The organism is uncultured Marinococcus sp. (assembly GCF_947493875.1).
Classification (GTDB): Bacteria; Bacillota; Bacilli; order Bacillales; family Marinococcaceae; genus Marinococcus.
Genome location: NZ_CANLSU010000003.1, coordinates 323,358 through 339,852, shown reverse-complemented (window position 1 = coordinate 339,852; position 16,495 = coordinate 323,358). Strand labels below are relative to the sequence as shown.

General features: G+C 49.7%; 10 protein-coding genes. 8 read left to right on the top strand and 2 right to left on the bottom strand.

What is annotated here, in order from left to right; translation table 11 throughout:
- Window positions 1-278: 278 nt before the first annotated feature.
- Together Q0757_RS07425 and Q0757_RS07420 are read left to right on the top strand one after the other, a co-directional pair.
- Window positions 279-971, top strand: coding sequence for a hypothetical protein (locus tag Q0757_RS07425; protein ID WP_298785832.1), 693 nt, complete (start codon window positions 279-281; stop codon window positions 969-971).
- A gap of 129 nt (window positions 972-1,100) precedes the next feature.
- On the top strand, window positions 1,101-1,421 hold the full coding sequence (locus Q0757_RS07420; protein ID WP_298785830.1) for a hypothetical protein: 321 nt from the start codon (window positions 1,101-1,103) through the stop codon (window positions 1,419-1,421).
- A gap of 57 nt (window positions 1,422-1,478) precedes the next feature.
- Here Q0757_RS07420 and Q0757_RS07415 read toward each other — a convergent pair whose 3' ends face one another.
- Window positions 1,479-2,816 carry a YjiH family protein gene (locus Q0757_RS07415; protein WP_298785828.1) on the bottom strand — a complete coding sequence of 446 codons (1,338 nt, stop codon included), beginning with the start codon at window positions 2,814-2,816 and terminating at the stop codon, window positions 1,479-1,481.
- Window positions 2,817-2,945: 129 nt separating this feature from the next.
- On the opposite strand from Q0757_RS07415, the gene Q0757_RS07410 reads away from it, so the two are divergent.
- Window positions 2,946-3,215, top strand: a complete 270-nt coding sequence (locus tag Q0757_RS07410) for a hypothetical protein (protein WP_298785827.1) — start codon at window positions 2,946-2,948, stop codon at window positions 3,213-3,215.
- A gap of 13 nt (window positions 3,216-3,228) precedes the next feature.
- Here Q0757_RS07410 and Q0757_RS07405 read toward each other — a convergent pair whose 3' ends face one another.
- Window positions 3,229-4,008: an HAD family hydrolase gene (locus tag Q0757_RS07405; RefSeq protein WP_298785825.1), complete on the bottom strand. Its 780-nt coding sequence runs from the start codon at window positions 4,006-4,008 to the stop codon at window positions 3,229-3,231.
- A 462-nt stretch (window positions 4,009-4,470) separates the two neighbouring features.
- Here Q0757_RS07405 and Q0757_RS07400 point away from each other — a divergent pair, with 462 nt between their 5' ends.
- The 5 genes from Q0757_RS07400 (at window position 4,471) to addA (ending at window position 16,474) form a co-directional block, all read left to right on the top strand.
- Window positions 4,471-7,317 (top strand): 2-oxoglutarate dehydrogenase E1 component, encoded by a 2,847-nt coding sequence (locus tag Q0757_RS07400; RefSeq protein ID WP_298785823.1) that lies wholly within the window; start codon window positions 4,471-4,473, stop codon window positions 7,315-7,317.
- A 13-nt stretch (window positions 7,318-7,330) separates the two neighbouring features.
- Window positions 7,331-8,629, top strand: coding sequence for a 2-oxoglutarate dehydrogenase complex dihydrolipoyllysine-residue succinyltransferase (gene odhB / locus Q0757_RS07395; RefSeq protein WP_298785821.1), 1,299 nt, complete (start codon window positions 7,331-7,333; stop codon window positions 8,627-8,629).
- Between the two features lie 272 nt (window positions 8,630-8,901).
- Window positions 8,902-9,225 carry a hypothetical protein gene (locus tag Q0757_RS07390; protein ID WP_298785819.1) on the top strand — a complete coding sequence of 108 codons (324 nt, stop codon included), beginning with the start codon at window positions 8,902-8,904 and terminating at the stop codon, window positions 9,223-9,225.
- Window positions 9,226-9,369: 144 nt separating this feature from the next.
- The gene (gene addB / locus Q0757_RS07385) at window positions 9,370-12,867 is read left to right on the top strand and encodes a helicase-exonuclease AddAB subunit AddB (RefSeq protein WP_298785817.1); all 3,498 of its coding nucleotides are present in this window, start codon (window positions 9,370-9,372) and stop codon (window positions 12,865-12,867) included.
- Window positions 12,845-16,474 (top strand): helicase-exonuclease AddAB subunit AddA, encoded by a 3,630-nt coding sequence (addA, locus tag Q0757_RS07380; protein WP_298785816.1) that lies wholly within the window; start codon window positions 12,845-12,847, stop codon window positions 16,472-16,474. Before addB ends, addA begins: the two co-directional genes overlap by 23 nt.
- Window positions 16,475-16,495: the final 21 nt, after the last annotated feature.

The following is a 16,495-nucleotide window of genomic DNA, read 5'->3' as shown; positions in this document are numbered from 1 at the left end:
CGACTGCGGGCCCCCGCCGGCATATGAATACCTGAAGCCTTCCCAATCTGGGAAGGTTTTTTTACTGCAAAAAAAGAAGTGAGTGCCTTTAAAATGCGATATATCGTCCTGTGAGTCTAATAAAAGCACTCAGTAGCGCAAAGATGTAAATTCATACGAAAAACTTTTAAATGCTCTATTTTATTTTAAGTTGTGATGTGATACACTGCTCTAGGAAATAAAGAGAGGACTGGATCAACCAGTCTATAAGAGAGAGGATAAGGAAGGGAGGCTTTCATATGCTTAAAGCAATGAAGCAAAAATGGATGGACAAGCGCGATCAGCTCGCCCGTCAAACAGAAGAACGGATTCAGGGTTATAATACGGATCTGCAGGTACAGATGAGACAGAGGCGTGAAAACGATGATTGGACTGATGAACTTCTCAATAAAGATATTGAAAAATATTTGTATACGATCCATCCGTCGTTTCTGTTAAATGACCGTGTGAACCGGGCGCTTTACAACCGGCTGCTTGCCCGGGCGCAGGGAAAGTATTCACTGACGCTTTCTGTCACAAGTGAAATGAAGCTTGCGCTCGACTTTTACAACACGGATCTTGCGGTGTTTCTCCGTTTGATTGAAAAGAAAGGCTTTCAGCTTCAGGGAAATGAAGAACGTTTTCTGCTGACGCTTATGAACCGCCTCAGTGAAAACAATTACCGCATGTATAAAGAACGTTACAGCGAATTGGATGCTCACAACGATTCCTTGTCAGATGCGGTCACTTCGTACCTGCAGCAGGTGCCGCGTTCTTATCAGCTCGAAACGGGGCGTCTCGACTTCTTTTACAAGTTTCTGATCAGTGAAGGTCTTCTTCCGGCAGGAACGACAAAGAAAAAGCTGAAAAAAATAATTAAATCCTCGAATAAAAAGAGAGCGGGCGACCATCAGCTTGAACGGATGGAGCGCCGCCTTGACCGGATTGGTTAATCGACGAACAAAACGCTGCCAAACGCAGCGTTTTTTATTGCTCTGAAAATTCAGGGAAAACATAATTCTTTTCGATCAGGCGTTTCTGTGGCAGAATGTAGGTAAATATACAGAAGGGATGGAGAGCTGATGAGTCAAAACAAAACGAATCTCAGCACGTTTTTTGCCGACAAATTGCAGGAAGCCAAAACTCAATTTGAGCGCACCATTGACTGTAAACACACAGCTTTTGACGACTTATACCCTTATATGAATGAACAGCCGCAGTTTTTCTGGTATAAACGGTACGTAGCCTGGCAGGAGCTGCTCACTACTGTGGAGCTTGCTGAGGAACTAAATATCGACTGGCAGAAAGAATTTAAAACGAAACAGCAGAAATTTATTGAAAGCAAAATACTCGATGCAAAAGTGCTTGATGACTGGTACGGAAAACAGCGTACAGAAGCATAAAGAAAGCCGGCGGGGCCCGCCGGCTTTTTATGATTTCTTTTATGCGTCTTCTTTTTGTTAAAAGATAAAATGAGCGATTAAAACAATGACCGGAAGTGAAATGATGGTTCTCTCCAGAAAGATCAGCACCAGGTCGGTAAAACGGACAGGAAGCTTGCTCCCAAGCAGCAGGCCGCCGACTTCGGACATATAAATGAGCTGACTAACCGAGAGGGCTCCGATAATGAAGCGTGTCATTTCGCTTTCAATATCCGTACCAAGAATCGCCGGCAGGAACATGTCGGCAAAGCCGATAAGCATCGTTTCGCTGGCTGCTACAGCCTCCGGCACCTGCATCAGCTGCAGGAGCGGAACAAACGGAGCGCCGAGCCAGGCAAAAAGCGGAGTGAATTCTGCAATAACCACAGCGATGGTGCCAAGGCCCATGACGATTGGTATGACGCTGATCCACATATCAAGTACGTTTTTTGTGCCGCTGATTAGGACGGAAGACCAATGAGTGCGGGAAGCTTTATCGAGTGCTTTTTCCCACCCGGAGGAAACTGGGTTTTTGCCAGTATGTCCATTGGCGATTTCCTCTGCCGGCTGCTGGTTGTAATACTCGTTTTTCTTCCGCGACAGCGGAGGAATCCGCGGCATAATGAGGGCGCACACCACACCGGCTGCCACGATGGTGAGGTAATAAGGCAGCGTGTAGGCAAGCAGATCGAGCTCCCCGAGGATCGTGATAGTGAATGTGATACTGACTACCGAAAACGTCGTACTGATAACAGCGGCTTCGCGCTGCGTGTAGTGGCCGCTTTCATACTGCTGGCTCGTCAAAAGCACCCCAATTGTGCCGTCTCCCAGCCATGAAGCAAGACCGTCAATCGATGAGCGTCCCGGAAGGGTAAATAATGGGCGCATTAAAATAGTCAGGATTGAACCGAAAAATTCAAGCAGACCGAAATTAAGCAGAAACGGGAGAAAATAACCGGCAAAAAAGAAGACGGTAATTAAGAGGAGAATCAGGGAATAGAGCAAAAGACCACCGGTGGCGTCCCCGACAAGCCAGGCTGGCCCGATTTGAAAAAGAGTTAAGAAGGCAAAAATAAAGCCTAAAATCCGAATGAGCAGCCAGCCGTTAGTCACATGAAACAACGACACGGCAATGCCGGAGGAAAACGGTCGGAACCGGGCAATAATGGCGCCGGCGACGGAGATGCCGATAAAAATAACGCCCATTGCAGGCAGTATACCGCTCAGTAAGCCTTCGAGCCATCCGGCAAGAAGAGCCACCGGAACGGTTAAGCCGTCGTCAGTAGAGATAGGTACCATGAATAAAAAGATCCCAATCAATGAAGGAATAATAAATTTTAGGGCGCTCGAGGCCCTGGTGGATGGGGTGGAACTCATTTTCTTCACCTCGATATTCATACAATTTTATGTATAATTACTACAAACATTGTACTAAATTAACACGAAACCCGCCATTTGCAAAGAACATTTTTATTCGTCTCAAGGGAAAGGAGCCACGATCAAGGCATGCCGCAATATATCTTTGATGTTGAATCTGTTTATTTAAAGGAGCCGGAGGACGAACTCCAGACGCATATAGCGGAGGTGAGAACTGAAGTAATACACCGTGAAAAGGGCGATATTTTATTTGAAGCTGTCATTCCGGTAGCCTACCACGCTTACGGAGTCTATCCTGACGTGAAAGCAGTTGCTTCCCAGATCCCCCGTCCTTCGCTTCAGCGCGAGGTGCTGTTCCGCGTGAAGCGATATGTCAAAAAACTCCGTCCGTTTTTGTGAACCGGAAGCCTGTTCAGCGAAGCAGGTGCAGCAGATCCCCGAGGGCTGTCAGTTCATGCTCTGCCCGGAATTCATGGGCCGGGACGCTCCCGTCATGGTTAATCCAGGCGCTGTTGATCCCGGTATTTTTTGCCCCGGCAATATCGGTGTTCATGTTGTCGCCGACCATCAGCGTATCTTCAGGAGCGGCGCCTGCGAGATGCAGCGCATGAGTAAAGATGGAAGGATCAGGTTTGCCCACACCGAATTCGCCACTGATAATAATATGGTCAAAAAAAGGTACAAGGGCCGGGGTGAGTGACAGCTTCAGCCGCTGCAGACTTGGAGAGCCGTTTGTGAGCATCAGCAGCTGGTAATTGTTCTTTAGTGTGTGAAGGACTTCAAACGTATCAGCGTATACGTATGGAAGATGTCGCCGATGCATAATAAAACGGTCTTTCAGCCATTCCCCTGTTTCCGGTTGGTGAACGCCATGGGCTGCAAGCGCACGTGTCCAGGTTTCTTTTTGGTAGGAGGAAATAAGCCGGCTCATTTCCTGGAAGCGACGGTGTTCAATATCGTCAAAGTTTCCCCAGAGGCCTTCGAATGCGTTAATGCCTATCGTTTTAGTGAAATCATATACAGAGAGTTTTTTATACAGCTCGGGGGCCGTCCGCTGCACGGTTTCCATGAGCAGGTGTGCCTTTACACCAGTACGTATTTCAGCATCGAAGGCCGTGGCCCGCAGCGCTTCAGTGATGCTTTTTTTATCCCAGAGCAGGGTGTCGTCTAAATCAAAAATAAGTGTTTTCATGAAAATCCCCCTGTGAAAGTGAAAAAGTATGTATAAATCATAGCACAGCGATTAATATTTAAGAAAAAGAAATATGCCGATCCGCCCGGAAAAGCAAATAATTCAGTTTAGGGACTGTCAAGTGAAAAGAATTAGTGTACAATGTAGGTGTGTGAGAACGCTTCATAAGAAATGCCGCTTTAAAGATGCCGGAAAACAGCAATCAGGCGGATTTCCGGCTTCCTGCAGCGAGGAACATACATATTTTCGTATACTTGGCTGTGTAAGGTTTTGAGCACCTGCTCTAAGCATGTTAAAATATGTCTGATTTATGATAAGGCATGTTCTCGAAGAATTGGTTGAGTCGAAGAAGGGAAGTGATGGTGGAGACTCCATTCCAAATGGTTCACCTTCATAGATATTAAACGACTAATATGATAGTTTAGAAAACTTATTGATCACATAAGCTGGGGGTATCACTCGATGAGTAAGCATCAATCCAGGGCTGAAGAAGCCTGGCAGGAATTTTATGGTCCCAATCTGGGTTATATGTGGGAGCAATACGACGTGTACAAAGAAGATCCTGACGCCGTGGAGCCGGAGATCAAAAGCTGGTTCGACCAGTACGGACCTCCGTCTTCAAATGGGGAAGCAGCAGTCAGCTATGCTCCTGCTGTGGAGGATAAAGACCAGGCAGTCGGTGCCGGACTAAATATGGAAAAGATCGCGGATGCAGTCAAACTTGCTGAAAACATCCGCATTCACGGCCATCTGTCTGCAGACATCAACCCGCTTCAGGAACCAAACGGGGAAACCTCATTTCTTCGCATAGAAGAATATGGGTTAAGTGAAGAAGATCTTCGGACCATACCAAAGGAAATCCTATGTCCGGATGCGCCGGAATCAGTGTCAGACGGACTCGAAGCAATCGAGCATTTAAAGCAGATGTATACTAAAACCATCGCTTTTGAATTCGACCACGTTCATGACGTGGAGGAACACCGCTGGCTCAACCGCAAGGTGGAGGCAGGCGAAATTTACAGCGATGTGTCGGAGGATAAACGCAAAGCTCTGTTGAAAAGCCTTACGGAAGTAGAAGCATTTGAGCAGTTTCTGCAGAAAACGTTTGTCGGCCAGAAACGTTTTTCTATAGAAGGAATTGACATTCTTGCTCCTATCATGGAAGAGCTCACCCACAGTGCGATGCAGGACGGGGCAAGAAACATTATGATCGGCATGGCCCACCGGGGTCGTTTGAGTGTCCTGGCTAAAGTTATCGGGAAGCCTTACGACCTGATCTTCTCTGAGTTTCAGCACTCTCCAAACAAAGATCTCGTGCCTTCGGAAGGCTCTGTCGGGATTAATTACGGCTGGACAGGAGATGTAAAGTATCACCTGGGGGCAGATAAAAACATTAATCAGGAATCGTTTGAGTCCCGTATTTCCCTGGCCAACAATCCGAGTCACCTGGAATACGTCAATCCGGTTGTGGAAGGCTATACGAGGGCAGCCCAGGATGACTGCAGCGAACCGGGCTTTCCGCAGCAGGACGGCTCTAAGGCCATGGCTATTTTAGTGCACGGGGATGCGGCTTTTCCCGGCGAGGGCGTCGTAACAGAAACCCTGAACATGAGCCGGCTGAAAGGGTATCAGACTGGCGGCACCGTGCATATTATTGCCAATAACCAGCTCGGTTTTACAACCGACACGGATGAAGCAAGAAGTACCACCTATTCGAGCGACCCGGCCAAGGGATACGAAATCCCGGTTATTCACGTGAATGCGGATGAACCGGAGGCCTGTCTTGCGGCCGTACAGCTGGCTTACGAATACAGAAATAAATTTAACAAAGACTTCCTGATTGACTTGATTGGCTACCGCCGTTATGGCCATAACGAAACGGACGAACCGGCGGCAACCCAGCCGTACCTTTACGGATTGATCAGGGAGCATCCGACTGTTAGGGAGCATTATGCGGACCATCTGGATGAAATCGGCTTCTGGGACAAATCAGAAACTGATCAGCTGAAAGAGGATACGCTGAATCATCTGCGGGACCAATACAATAAAGTAGCAGAGGATAAAGAAGCGGAAACCGAGCTTGGACCTGTTCCGGAAGAAGTGGAAAAACGTCTTCCTAAAGTTGAGACCGGCTATGACTTAAATGAACTGAAAGAAATTAACCAGGAGCTTATTACCTGGCCGGAAAACTTTAACGTCTTTCCGAAATTAAGAAAAATTCTTGAGCGCCGCGGTCCGGCTATGGAAGAAGGCGGCAAAGTGGACTGGGGCCATGCCGAAGCGCTGGCTTTCGCAACGATTCTGGCGGACGGGACACCGGTGCGTTTAACTGGTCAGGATTCCCAGCGCGGTACGTTCGCGCAGAGACATCTGGTGCTCCATGACCATAAAAACGGTGATATGTACTCCCCTATGCATGCGTTCTCGAAAGCAAATGCAGCCTTTGCACTATACAACAGTCCGCTCTCCGAAAACGGTATTGTAGGTTTTGAATATGGTTACAATGTGCAGGCCCCGGAAACGCTGACACTCTGGGAAGCCCAGTTTGGTGATTTCGGTAACGCTGCGCAGGTGATATTTGATCAATTTGTATCTGCGGGCCGCGCCAAATGGGGACAAAAGTCCGGTATGGTCTTTCTGCTCCCGCACGGCTACGAAGGACAGGGACCGGAGCACTCGAGTGCAAGACTCGAACGTTTCCTGACACTCTCGGCAGAAAACAACTGGAATGTCGCTTACCTTTCAAGTTCAGCACAATACTTTCATCTGCTCCGGCGCCAGGCGGAATTTCTCGGAAAAGACGAAATGCGTCCGCTTGTACTCATGACACCAAAAAGCCTGCTGCGTAATCAGACCGTAGCAAGCGAACCGGAAGCCTTCGGTGAAGGTGCTTTCCAATCCGTAGTGGAGGATCCGCTGACGGGCAAAGACAAAAAGAAAGTAAAACGCCTGCTCGTAGGTACTGGAAAAATGACGATCGACCTGCATGAAGCACTGGCCGACGGTGAAGTACCGAGTGATATCCATATTGTCCGGATTGAAGAGCTCTATCCGTTTCCGGAAGAAGAAATTCGTGACATCCTAGAAGCGTATCCAAACGTAAAATCGATCCAATGGGTCCAGGAAGAGCCGAAGAACATGGGCGCATGGTATTACATGTACCCGCTCCTGCATAACCTGGCTCCAAAAGGAGCATCGGTGGATTACATCGGGCGCCGCAGAAGGTCAAGTCCGGCAGAAGGCGACCCTACAATCCATAAAAAAGAACAGAACCGCATCATCCAGGAAGCCCTAAAAGGAAACGAATAAGGAGGACGCAGTCATGGCAGAGATCAAAGTACCAGAACTAGGCGAATCCGTTACAGAGGGAACAATCGCAGAATGGTTAAAAAAACCAGGGGACAAAGTCGAACAGGGAGAAAACATCGCTGAGCTTGAAACTGACAAAGTGAATGTGGAAATCCCGTCGGAAAAAACTGGTGTCCTCCAGGAACTGTTAAAAGAAGAGGGAGACAACGTAGAGGTCGGCGAAGTAATTGCCGTTGTGGATGAAAACGGTGAAGCCGGCGGCGGAAGCTCAGAAGAGAAAAGCTCGGAGGAAGCGGCTCCCGAAAAGGAAAGCGAAGAAAAGCAGGAAGAAAAACAGGAGGCTTCCAAAGAGCCGGCAGCAGATAAATCAAAAGAAAGCACGGAAGAAGAATCGAAAGAAGAATCTCCGGCAGACCGCCCTGTTGCTTCTCCATCTGTGCGTAAATATGCCCGCGAGCAGGGCATTGACTTGAACGAAGTGTCCGGAAGTGATCCAAAGGGCCGCGTCCGCAAAGAAGATGTGGATAATGAGGTCAAAGGAAGCAGCAAAAAAGAAGAAAAACAGCCGGAAAAACCTGCTGCAAAAACCGAGAAAGACGAATTCGAAGGCAAACCGGTTGAGCGCATCAAAATGTCCCGCCGCCGTCAGACGATCGCGAGCCGGCTGAAGGAAGTCCAGCAGGAAACAGCGATGCTGACCACGTTTAACGAAGTGGACATGTCAGCAATCATGGATCTGAGAAAGCGCCGGAAGGATACGTTCCAGGAACAGCACGACGTACGCCTCGGATTTATGTCCTTCTTTACGAAGGGTGTTATCGCGGCGTTGAAAAAATATCCGCTGCTTAACGCGGAAATCCAGGCTACAGAAGTGATTAAAAAGCAGTTCTATGATATCGGCATGGCTGTTTCCACTGATGATGGCCTCGTAGTACCAGTAGTCCGGGATGCAGACCGTAAAACGTTTGCTGAAATTGAACAGGAAATTATGGACCTTTCCTTAAAAGCCCGCGATAATAAATTAACCTTGAAAGATCTTCAGGGCGGTACCTTCACTATTACGAACGGAGGCGTTTTCGGTTCGCTGCTTTCGACACCGATTTTGAACGCTCCGCAGGTAGGTATACTCGGGATGCACACGATCCAGTGGCGCCCGGTGGCCATCGACCAGGATACGATGGAGAACCGTCCAATGATGTATACAGCCCTTTCCTATGATCACCGCATCGTAGATGGCAAAGAAGCAGTAAGCTTTCTTGTAACGCTGAAACAGCTGCTTGAAGATCCGGAAAACCTTCTGCTTGAAGGGTAATATACGAAAAAAAGCCCGCTTCCCGGCGGGTTTTTTCTTTGCAGAAAAACAAAAAGGCAGGGCTTATACTGGTGCCAGGCTGACGATAAGAAAACTCATATTTTTTCATATTCCGCGATAATCTCTGATTTTCAGCCATTTTATCGTAAAAACAGAGATGAAATGAAAATAAATGATTTTTTCTTCGTTTAACGCTTGCGTTCCGTTTCTATCTATTGATATAATCATTTATGTGATCGTTGAGAGAACACGATATACCAAGGAGGGATAGTATGAGCAATATTAAGATGGACCGAAAAACAGCTGCGCGTATTAGAAAAGATGGAGGCGTAGTTACGCTGGACCCATTTTATTTTTGGAATCAGAAAAAAGACAAAGGCCCAGTCGATACAGTAGTACAGGTAGGCACACCTGCTGAAACTGCCACATATACGCGTTACCAGTTTGAAGACATTTCGGTGTATGTCCATGAACGCCTGCAGCTGAAAAAAGAATTGCGCCTATTCCTCCATGGATTCGGTCCGTTCGAACATCTCAACTGCGCAGGAGTAAAACGATTCAGCAAACCACAAAAAACAGCGAACGCTGTTTCCTAATAAGTGAAAAACGTCCTGGCAGCAGGGCGTTTTTTGTATGGAAATTAATTAATTTCACATACTGTATTAAACAAAAAATTAAAAATCTGATATAATAAAACCAAACATATGATCCGGTTTTTAAGCCGGCAGAGGAGAATGTTCATGAGCCTACAATTTTATCTCGGACGCTCCGGAATGGGTAAGTCCACCGCCATGTACCAAGAGATCAATGAAATGATCACCCGTGATCCCAACGGACCTCCGGTTATCGTTATTACCCCTGATCAAATGACTTTCCAGGTGGAACAACAGCTTGTCCGCCTGTCGGAAAAAGGGATGACAAGGGCCCAGGTTTACAGCTTCCCGAGACTTGCGTGGAAGGTTTTTCAGGAAACGGGAGGAGCAGCCAAAACCGCCCTTCAGAAAACAGGTAAACAGATGCTGATCCGCAAAGTGATCAGTGAACAGCGTAAGCATTTTCGGCTGTATGAAACGTCGAGCTATACGGATGGTTTCATTGACCAGGTCGATGAAGTAATTACAGAATGGAAAACTCATAACGTATCCAAAACGGCTATGCGTGATATGGCGACAGAGCTGGAAAGCAGCGGAGCAACCGGCGCTGACCGCATTTTAACCGCAAAGCTGCAGGACCTTCTGCTCATTTGGGAAGAGATGGATAAGATCATTGGTGACCGCTACATCGGAAGTGAAGAGCAGCTGTTCTGGCTGACTGAAAAAGTAGCCTCGTCTGCATACCTTGCAGAAGCAGTCGTTTATATTGATGGCTTCCACAGGTTCACGCCGCAGGAGCTTTCAGTGGTCGGGCAGCTGCTTCAGTACTCGCAGGATGTGCGGGTGGCATTGACGCTCGACGATTTAACAAATAAGGAAGACACACATCCAGCTCCGGATATGTTCAGACAGACAGCAAAAACGTATTACCAGCTGAACGGGCTGGCAGAGGAGCACGCCGTAGCGGTGGAGAAGCCGTACTGGTTTAACGGCGGAGCGACAAATAAGCACGAAGCGCTGCAGCATTTAGAGAGGTTCATGGAAAACCGTTCCTATAAAACAAGCCGGGGCGGAGATGCTGTTACAGTTAAAAATGCGGTCAACCGCCGCACAGAGGTGGAGGAATGTGCGCGGGATATCGCGGCGCTTGTCCGGGATCATAATTACAGGTATGAGGATATTGCCGTCGTCGCCAGAAACCCGGGGGATTACAATCATATAATTGAAACCGTGTTTCAGGATTACCGGGTTCCGGTGTTTGTGGATGAAACGCGCCCGGTACTGAATCACCCGGTAGTGGAATTTATCCGGTCAGCGCTTGAGACCATTGCAGAACGGTGGAGATACGAGTCAGTATTCCGGACATTTAAAACAGATATGCTGTTTGACGTGCATGAGTCCTGGACGGAAGCGAGAAAACAGGTGGACTTTCTGGAAAACTACGTGCTCGCCCGAAACGTCAAAGAAAAAGACTGGAAAAGCGAAGAACAGTGGGTCTACCGGTACCATGCCACCAATGTGGAGGACGACTGGGAGCATAAAGACAACCACGAGATCGAAAGAGACATTCATCAGACACGAATGCGGTTGAGTGCTCCATTATTCTCGCTGCAGGCAAGACTGAAAAAAGCACGGACTGTACGGGAAAAAGCGGGTGCATTATTTACATTTTTAGAGGAGCTCCGGATACCGGAAAAACTTGAAATGATGCGCGATGACTGCCTCCATCATAACCGTCTGGAGATGGCAAGAGAGCATGAGCAGATCTGGGACATGATCGTGGACCTGCTAGAGCAGATGGTAGAGGTGGCCGGCGATGATAAGGCAGGGATGCAGACCTTTCAACAGATGATGGAAGCTGGCTTTACGAAAGCGACTTTTTCGATTGTGCCTCCTTCCCTGGACCAGGTAACTGCAGCTGATATGGAACGTTCACGGCTGCTGGATATTAAAGTGGTGTATCTGCTCGGCGTAAACGAAGGTGTCCTTCCGGCTGCCCTCGAAGAAAGCAGTATGCTGCAGGAGGGAGACCGGGACTGGCTCGAGCAGCAGGGCATTGAGCTTGAAGAAAGCGGGGAGGCAAAGCTTCTGAATGAAAACTTCCTCATTTATCGCACGATGAGTCTGCCCTCTGACAAACTGATTGTCAGCTACCCAATGGCGGATGAAGAAGGAAAGCGGCTTCAGCCCTCGATTGTGATCCAGCAGCTCCTGGACATGTTCCCGGACCAGGCACCGGTGCTGATTCAAAACGAACCAGGTGTCTACAGCAAAGAGGAGCAGCTGCATTTTGTAAATGCCTCCATGAAAACAATGAGCTTTTTGATTGGGGAACTTGAACGCTGCAGGCAGGGAGAGGACGTGGCTGAACTCTGGTGGAGCGTGTACAATATTTTTGTCAAAAACAACCGTATGGAAAAACTGACGAAAAGCCTGTTTTACCGTAATGAAGCAGTAGCTCTGTCGAGGGAAACAACCCGGGAGCTGTACGGGCGGAAAATGAAAACGAGCGTGTCGCGGATGGAGCAGTATGAAGCCTGTGCTTTCCGGCAGTTTGCTTCGTATGGGTTGAAGCTGAAGGAGAGACAGCTGTATAAGCTCGAAGCGCCGGATATCGGGCAGCTGTTTCACGCGGCTTTAAAGGATGTAACAAAAGCGGTGTACCGGGACGGGCGGACGTGGGAGGAGCTTTCCGAGCAAAATGCCCGTGATTATGCCGAAGAAGCGGTGCATGAACTGGCTCCGGCCATTCAGCGCCAGATTCTTTTAAGCAATTCCAGACACCAGTATTTATTAAAAAAGCTTGAAGAAACCGTGCAGCGGGCTTCGATGATTTTGAGCCAGCAGGCAAAATCCAGCCGCTTTTCGCCTATCGGGCTTGAAGTAGGCTTTGGACCGAGCGAGGAAATTCCGCCGCTCCTGTTTGAACTGTCTGATGGCACTCAGATGGAAGTAGCGGGAAGAATTGACCGCGTGGACCAGGCGGTGTCAGACAGCGGGGTGCTGCTCCGGGTGATTGATTACAAGTCCAGTGCTAAAGACCTGCGTCCGGAAGAAGTATTTTTCGGACTGGCGCTGCAGATGCTCGTCTATCTGGATGTAGTGCTCTCCTTTTCCGAAGAATGGCTCGGAACGAAAGCAGACCCGGCCGGCGTACTGTATTTCAACGTACACAATCCTATCATTCAGGCGGGGCGGTCATGGTCTCCGGAGGATATTGAGCAGGAGATGATGAAGCAGTTTCGCATGAAAGGCATTCTGCCGGACGACCCCGGCATTGCCAAAATGATGGATGAACGGCTTGAGGCGGGCGCCGATTCGTTTATTGTACCTGCGCGTCTGAATAAAGGCGGAGGGTTTAATAAACAGTCACCGGTCGTGTCAAAAGAACAGTTTGAACGTCTTCGCGGCCATATCCGTGAAAAAATCCGCCATATCGGTGAGCAGCTGAGAGCAGGCGATACGAGCATTCAGCCTTTTCAAATGAAACAAAAAAAAGCATGTGACTACTGTGAATTTCATTCTGTATGCCAATTCGACCGCGGGTTTCCGGGCAACGAATTCCGGAGCTTTCGGAGCGGGGGCATGAAATGGGAGACGCTGTTCCAGGAGGAGGAAAACGATGAGTCTGAGGACCATTCCTGAAAAACCGACAGACGCCCGCTGGACGGACAGCCAGTGGGAGGCAATACAGGCAGAAGGCTCAAATATTTTAGTTTCTGCCGCCGCAGGAAGCGGAAAAACCGCTGTGCTCGTGGAGCGGGTCATCCGGAAAATTACGCAGGCTGAAGAGCCTGTGGACGTAGACCGGCTTTTGATCGTCACGTTTACCAACGCAGCCGCAGCAGAAATGAAAACAAGGGTAGGAAAAGCGCTCGAGGAAAAATTAAAGGCAGACCCTTCCAACCTGCATATCCGCAGGCAGCTGGCGCTGTTAAACCGGGCCTCCATCTCCACGCTTCACTCATTCTGTATGAATGTCATCCGTACGTATTATTACCTCGTGGATGTGGACCCCCAGTTTCGCATTATGGATCAGAATGAAGGAGCCATGATCCAGGAGGAGCTGCTTGAGGAGCTGCTCGAGGAAAACTACGCCGCAGAAAACAACGATGATTTTGTTCTGCTTGCCGACCGGCTGAATAAGGACCGGAGCGACGACTCGCTGCGTGAAGCAGTACTGCGCCTGTTTAAGTATTCCCGGGCGCACGCGGATCCGGCAGAGTGGCTGCAGGAGGTGGCTGACCAGTACCATACAGACGGAAGCAGGTCGATCGAAGAGCTTCCGTGGGGGCGTGAAATGATGCAGCAGGCAGAGACTTCTCTTGCCGGCGCTGTCCTCAAGTATGAAAATGCGATTGCCGCTGCCGGTCAGCCGGACGGACCAAAGGCAAACCTAGAGCTTCTGCAGGAGGAGCTTGATACGTGCCGGAGGGCTCTGGAAGCCAAGACATGGAAAGACATGCAGCAGACGCTTGCCGGGTTCACCTTTAAAAAGCTGGCCAGCAAAAAGGAGGCGGACGCAGCACCGGAGCGGCGGGAACAGATAAGAAATAACCGGGACGGAGCCAAAAAGGTCATTCAGAAGCTTCAGGAGGAAATGGTGGCGGAAAATCAGGAGGATGCGCTGAGCGATATTGCGGCTCTCTATCCATCGGTCCGGGAGCTGTGCCGGCTGGTGCAGGCATTCAGCGAGCGGTACTACGAGGTGAAGCAAAAGCGGGCAATGATGGATTTTTCCGACCTGGAGCATACATGCCTGCAGATTCTGGCTTTTGAAGAAGCTTCCGATCATTACCGCGGATTTTTCCAGGAGGTGCTCGTAGACGAGTACCAGGACACTAACTTTGTGCAGGAAAAAATCGTCACGCAGCTCTCCTCCGGTAATAATCTGTTTATGGTTGGAGATGTCAAACAGAGCATTTACCGTTTTCGTCTGGCGGAGCCGGATCTGTTTTTAGAAAAATTCCAGCGTTACGGAAAAAGCGATGACGGCGAACGGATTATGCTCGATAAAAACTTCCGCAGCCGCAGGCAGGTGTTAGATGCCGTCAACTACTTATTCCGCCAGCTGATGGATAACGACCTGGGCGGCATTGCCTATGACAGCGAGGCAGAGCTGAAATGGGGCAACGATCAGTACCCGGACCTCGGGGACATGGTAACCGAAGTGGCCGTAATTGATCAGGAGGATGTTGCAGAGAATGATCCGCAGGCAGCGGAGCTGACCAACGCCCGGGCAGAGGCCCGGTGGATCGCGCAGGCGGTCAGCGATTCGATGCAGAACGGCTGGGTGACCGATCAGGAGACAGGCGAAAAGCGTCGGCCGGTCTACCGGGATCACGTGATTTTAATGCGTTCGATGCCGTGGGTGAATGAAATGATGGAGGAAATGCAGGCGTACGGTATCCCTGTCTACGCAGAAGTGTCCGGGGGGTATTTTCAGGCAGTTGAAATTCAAATCATGATTTCCCTGCTGCAGATTATTGATAATCCGCTGCAGGACATTCCGCTCGCCTCTGTGCTCCGCTCGCCGATTATCGGCTGGGATGAAGAGATGCTCGCAGCAGTGCGGCTGGAAGACAAAGATGCTTCTTTTTATCAGTGTGTAGAGTTGGCCGCCGCTGGCTCCTCGAGTATGCATCCACAGGCCCAGGCGTTTCTGGAACAGCTTGAAGGCTGGCGCAGCCGGTCCAAATACGAGCCGTTGTCAGAATTTATATGGGCGCTGCTCGAAGAGACGGGCTATCTGGATTTCTGCTCCGGGCTGCACGGAGGTAAACAGCGGCGGGCGAACCTTCTTGCCCTGTACGATCGTGCCCGTGTGTATGAATCGACGTCGTTTCGCGGCGTGTTCCGCTTCCTTCGCTTTATTGAAGGCATGAAAAACCGAAAAGAAGACCTGGGGACCGCCCGGGCGCTTGGGGAACAGGAAGACGTCGTCCGGTTTATGAGCATCCATAAAAGCAAGGGACTGGAATTTCCGATCGTTTATGCTGCCGGACTGCAGAAGGGCTTTAACGTGCAGGATCAGCGGCAGCCTCTTCTTTTTCATAAAGAGCTTGGGATCGGCATGAAATATGTCGATCCCACGCAGCGCGTCAGCTGGCCGACACTGCCGCACGCAGCCATCAAAAACCGGATGAAGACGGAAGCTCTTGCTGAAGAACTGCGTGTGCTGTACGTAGCGTTTACAAGAGCAGAAGAACAGCTGATCCTCGTAAGCTCGATGCAGAAGGTAGAAAAGAAATTTGAAGAATGGGAGCAGAAAAGTGCCCAGGCCGGAAGCACGCTTGAACTGCACGACCGCTTAGAAGCCCAGCACGCATTTGACTGGCTGATGCCCGTCCTGCTGCAGCATGCTGAAGTGGACCCGTTAGAGCAGCAGACCTCAAAGAATGTGGCGGATCACTCCTCCTGGAGGGTTCATATTGTGCCGGCCTCGACCCTGCAGATTGGATCAGGACAGGAGGAGGCGGCAGCGCAGGATTGGCTGCAGGCGGTAAAGGATAAAGAAGAGGTGCCGGCGGGAGAGGAATGGGACGAAGAAGTCAGGCGCCGTATGTACTGGCGTTATCCCTATAAGGAAGACACCCGTCATGCGGCCAAAATTTCGGTAAGTGAATGGAAACGGCGCTCGGAAGATCCACAGGCTGAACAGCGGCATGCTGCTACTTTTACTTCCTCCTATGCACGTAGACCGTCATTTATGATGGAAGAAGCCGTAAGTCCGGCAGAAAAAGGAACCGTTCTTCATATTGTCATGGAGCAGCTGTCCTTTACCGGTATCCCGGATGAAGAGCGGGTGGAGCGGCTGCTGCGCAGGCTGACAGACGATGAATACATTACCGGCGCCCAGGCGGCAAGCGTTGATACTGCTGCAGTCACTGCCTTTTTCGAAACTGAACTGGGCCGGCGCGTGCTGGCAGCCAAAACAGTTCAGAAGGAAGTTCCTATTACGGCAGGAGTGACCGGGGACGGCCTTGAAAACCGGCAGCTCCTTCAGGGAATTGCAGACCTCGTAATACAGGAAGCGGATGGCCGCTGGGTGCTGATTGATTACAAAACGGACCGGGTGCAGTCCCGGTTTCCAGGAAATCCAAAGCAGCAGCAGGAATTCTTGCGGGAAAGCTACCAGACCCAGCTGGACTTATACCGCGCGTCCCTGGAGAGCATATGGGGCACGGCTATACCGGAAGCTTACATTTTTGCCTTCGACGGCATGCAGACTATTCCAATGAACGGCCGATAAGAAAAGAAAAGGAGGCAATAG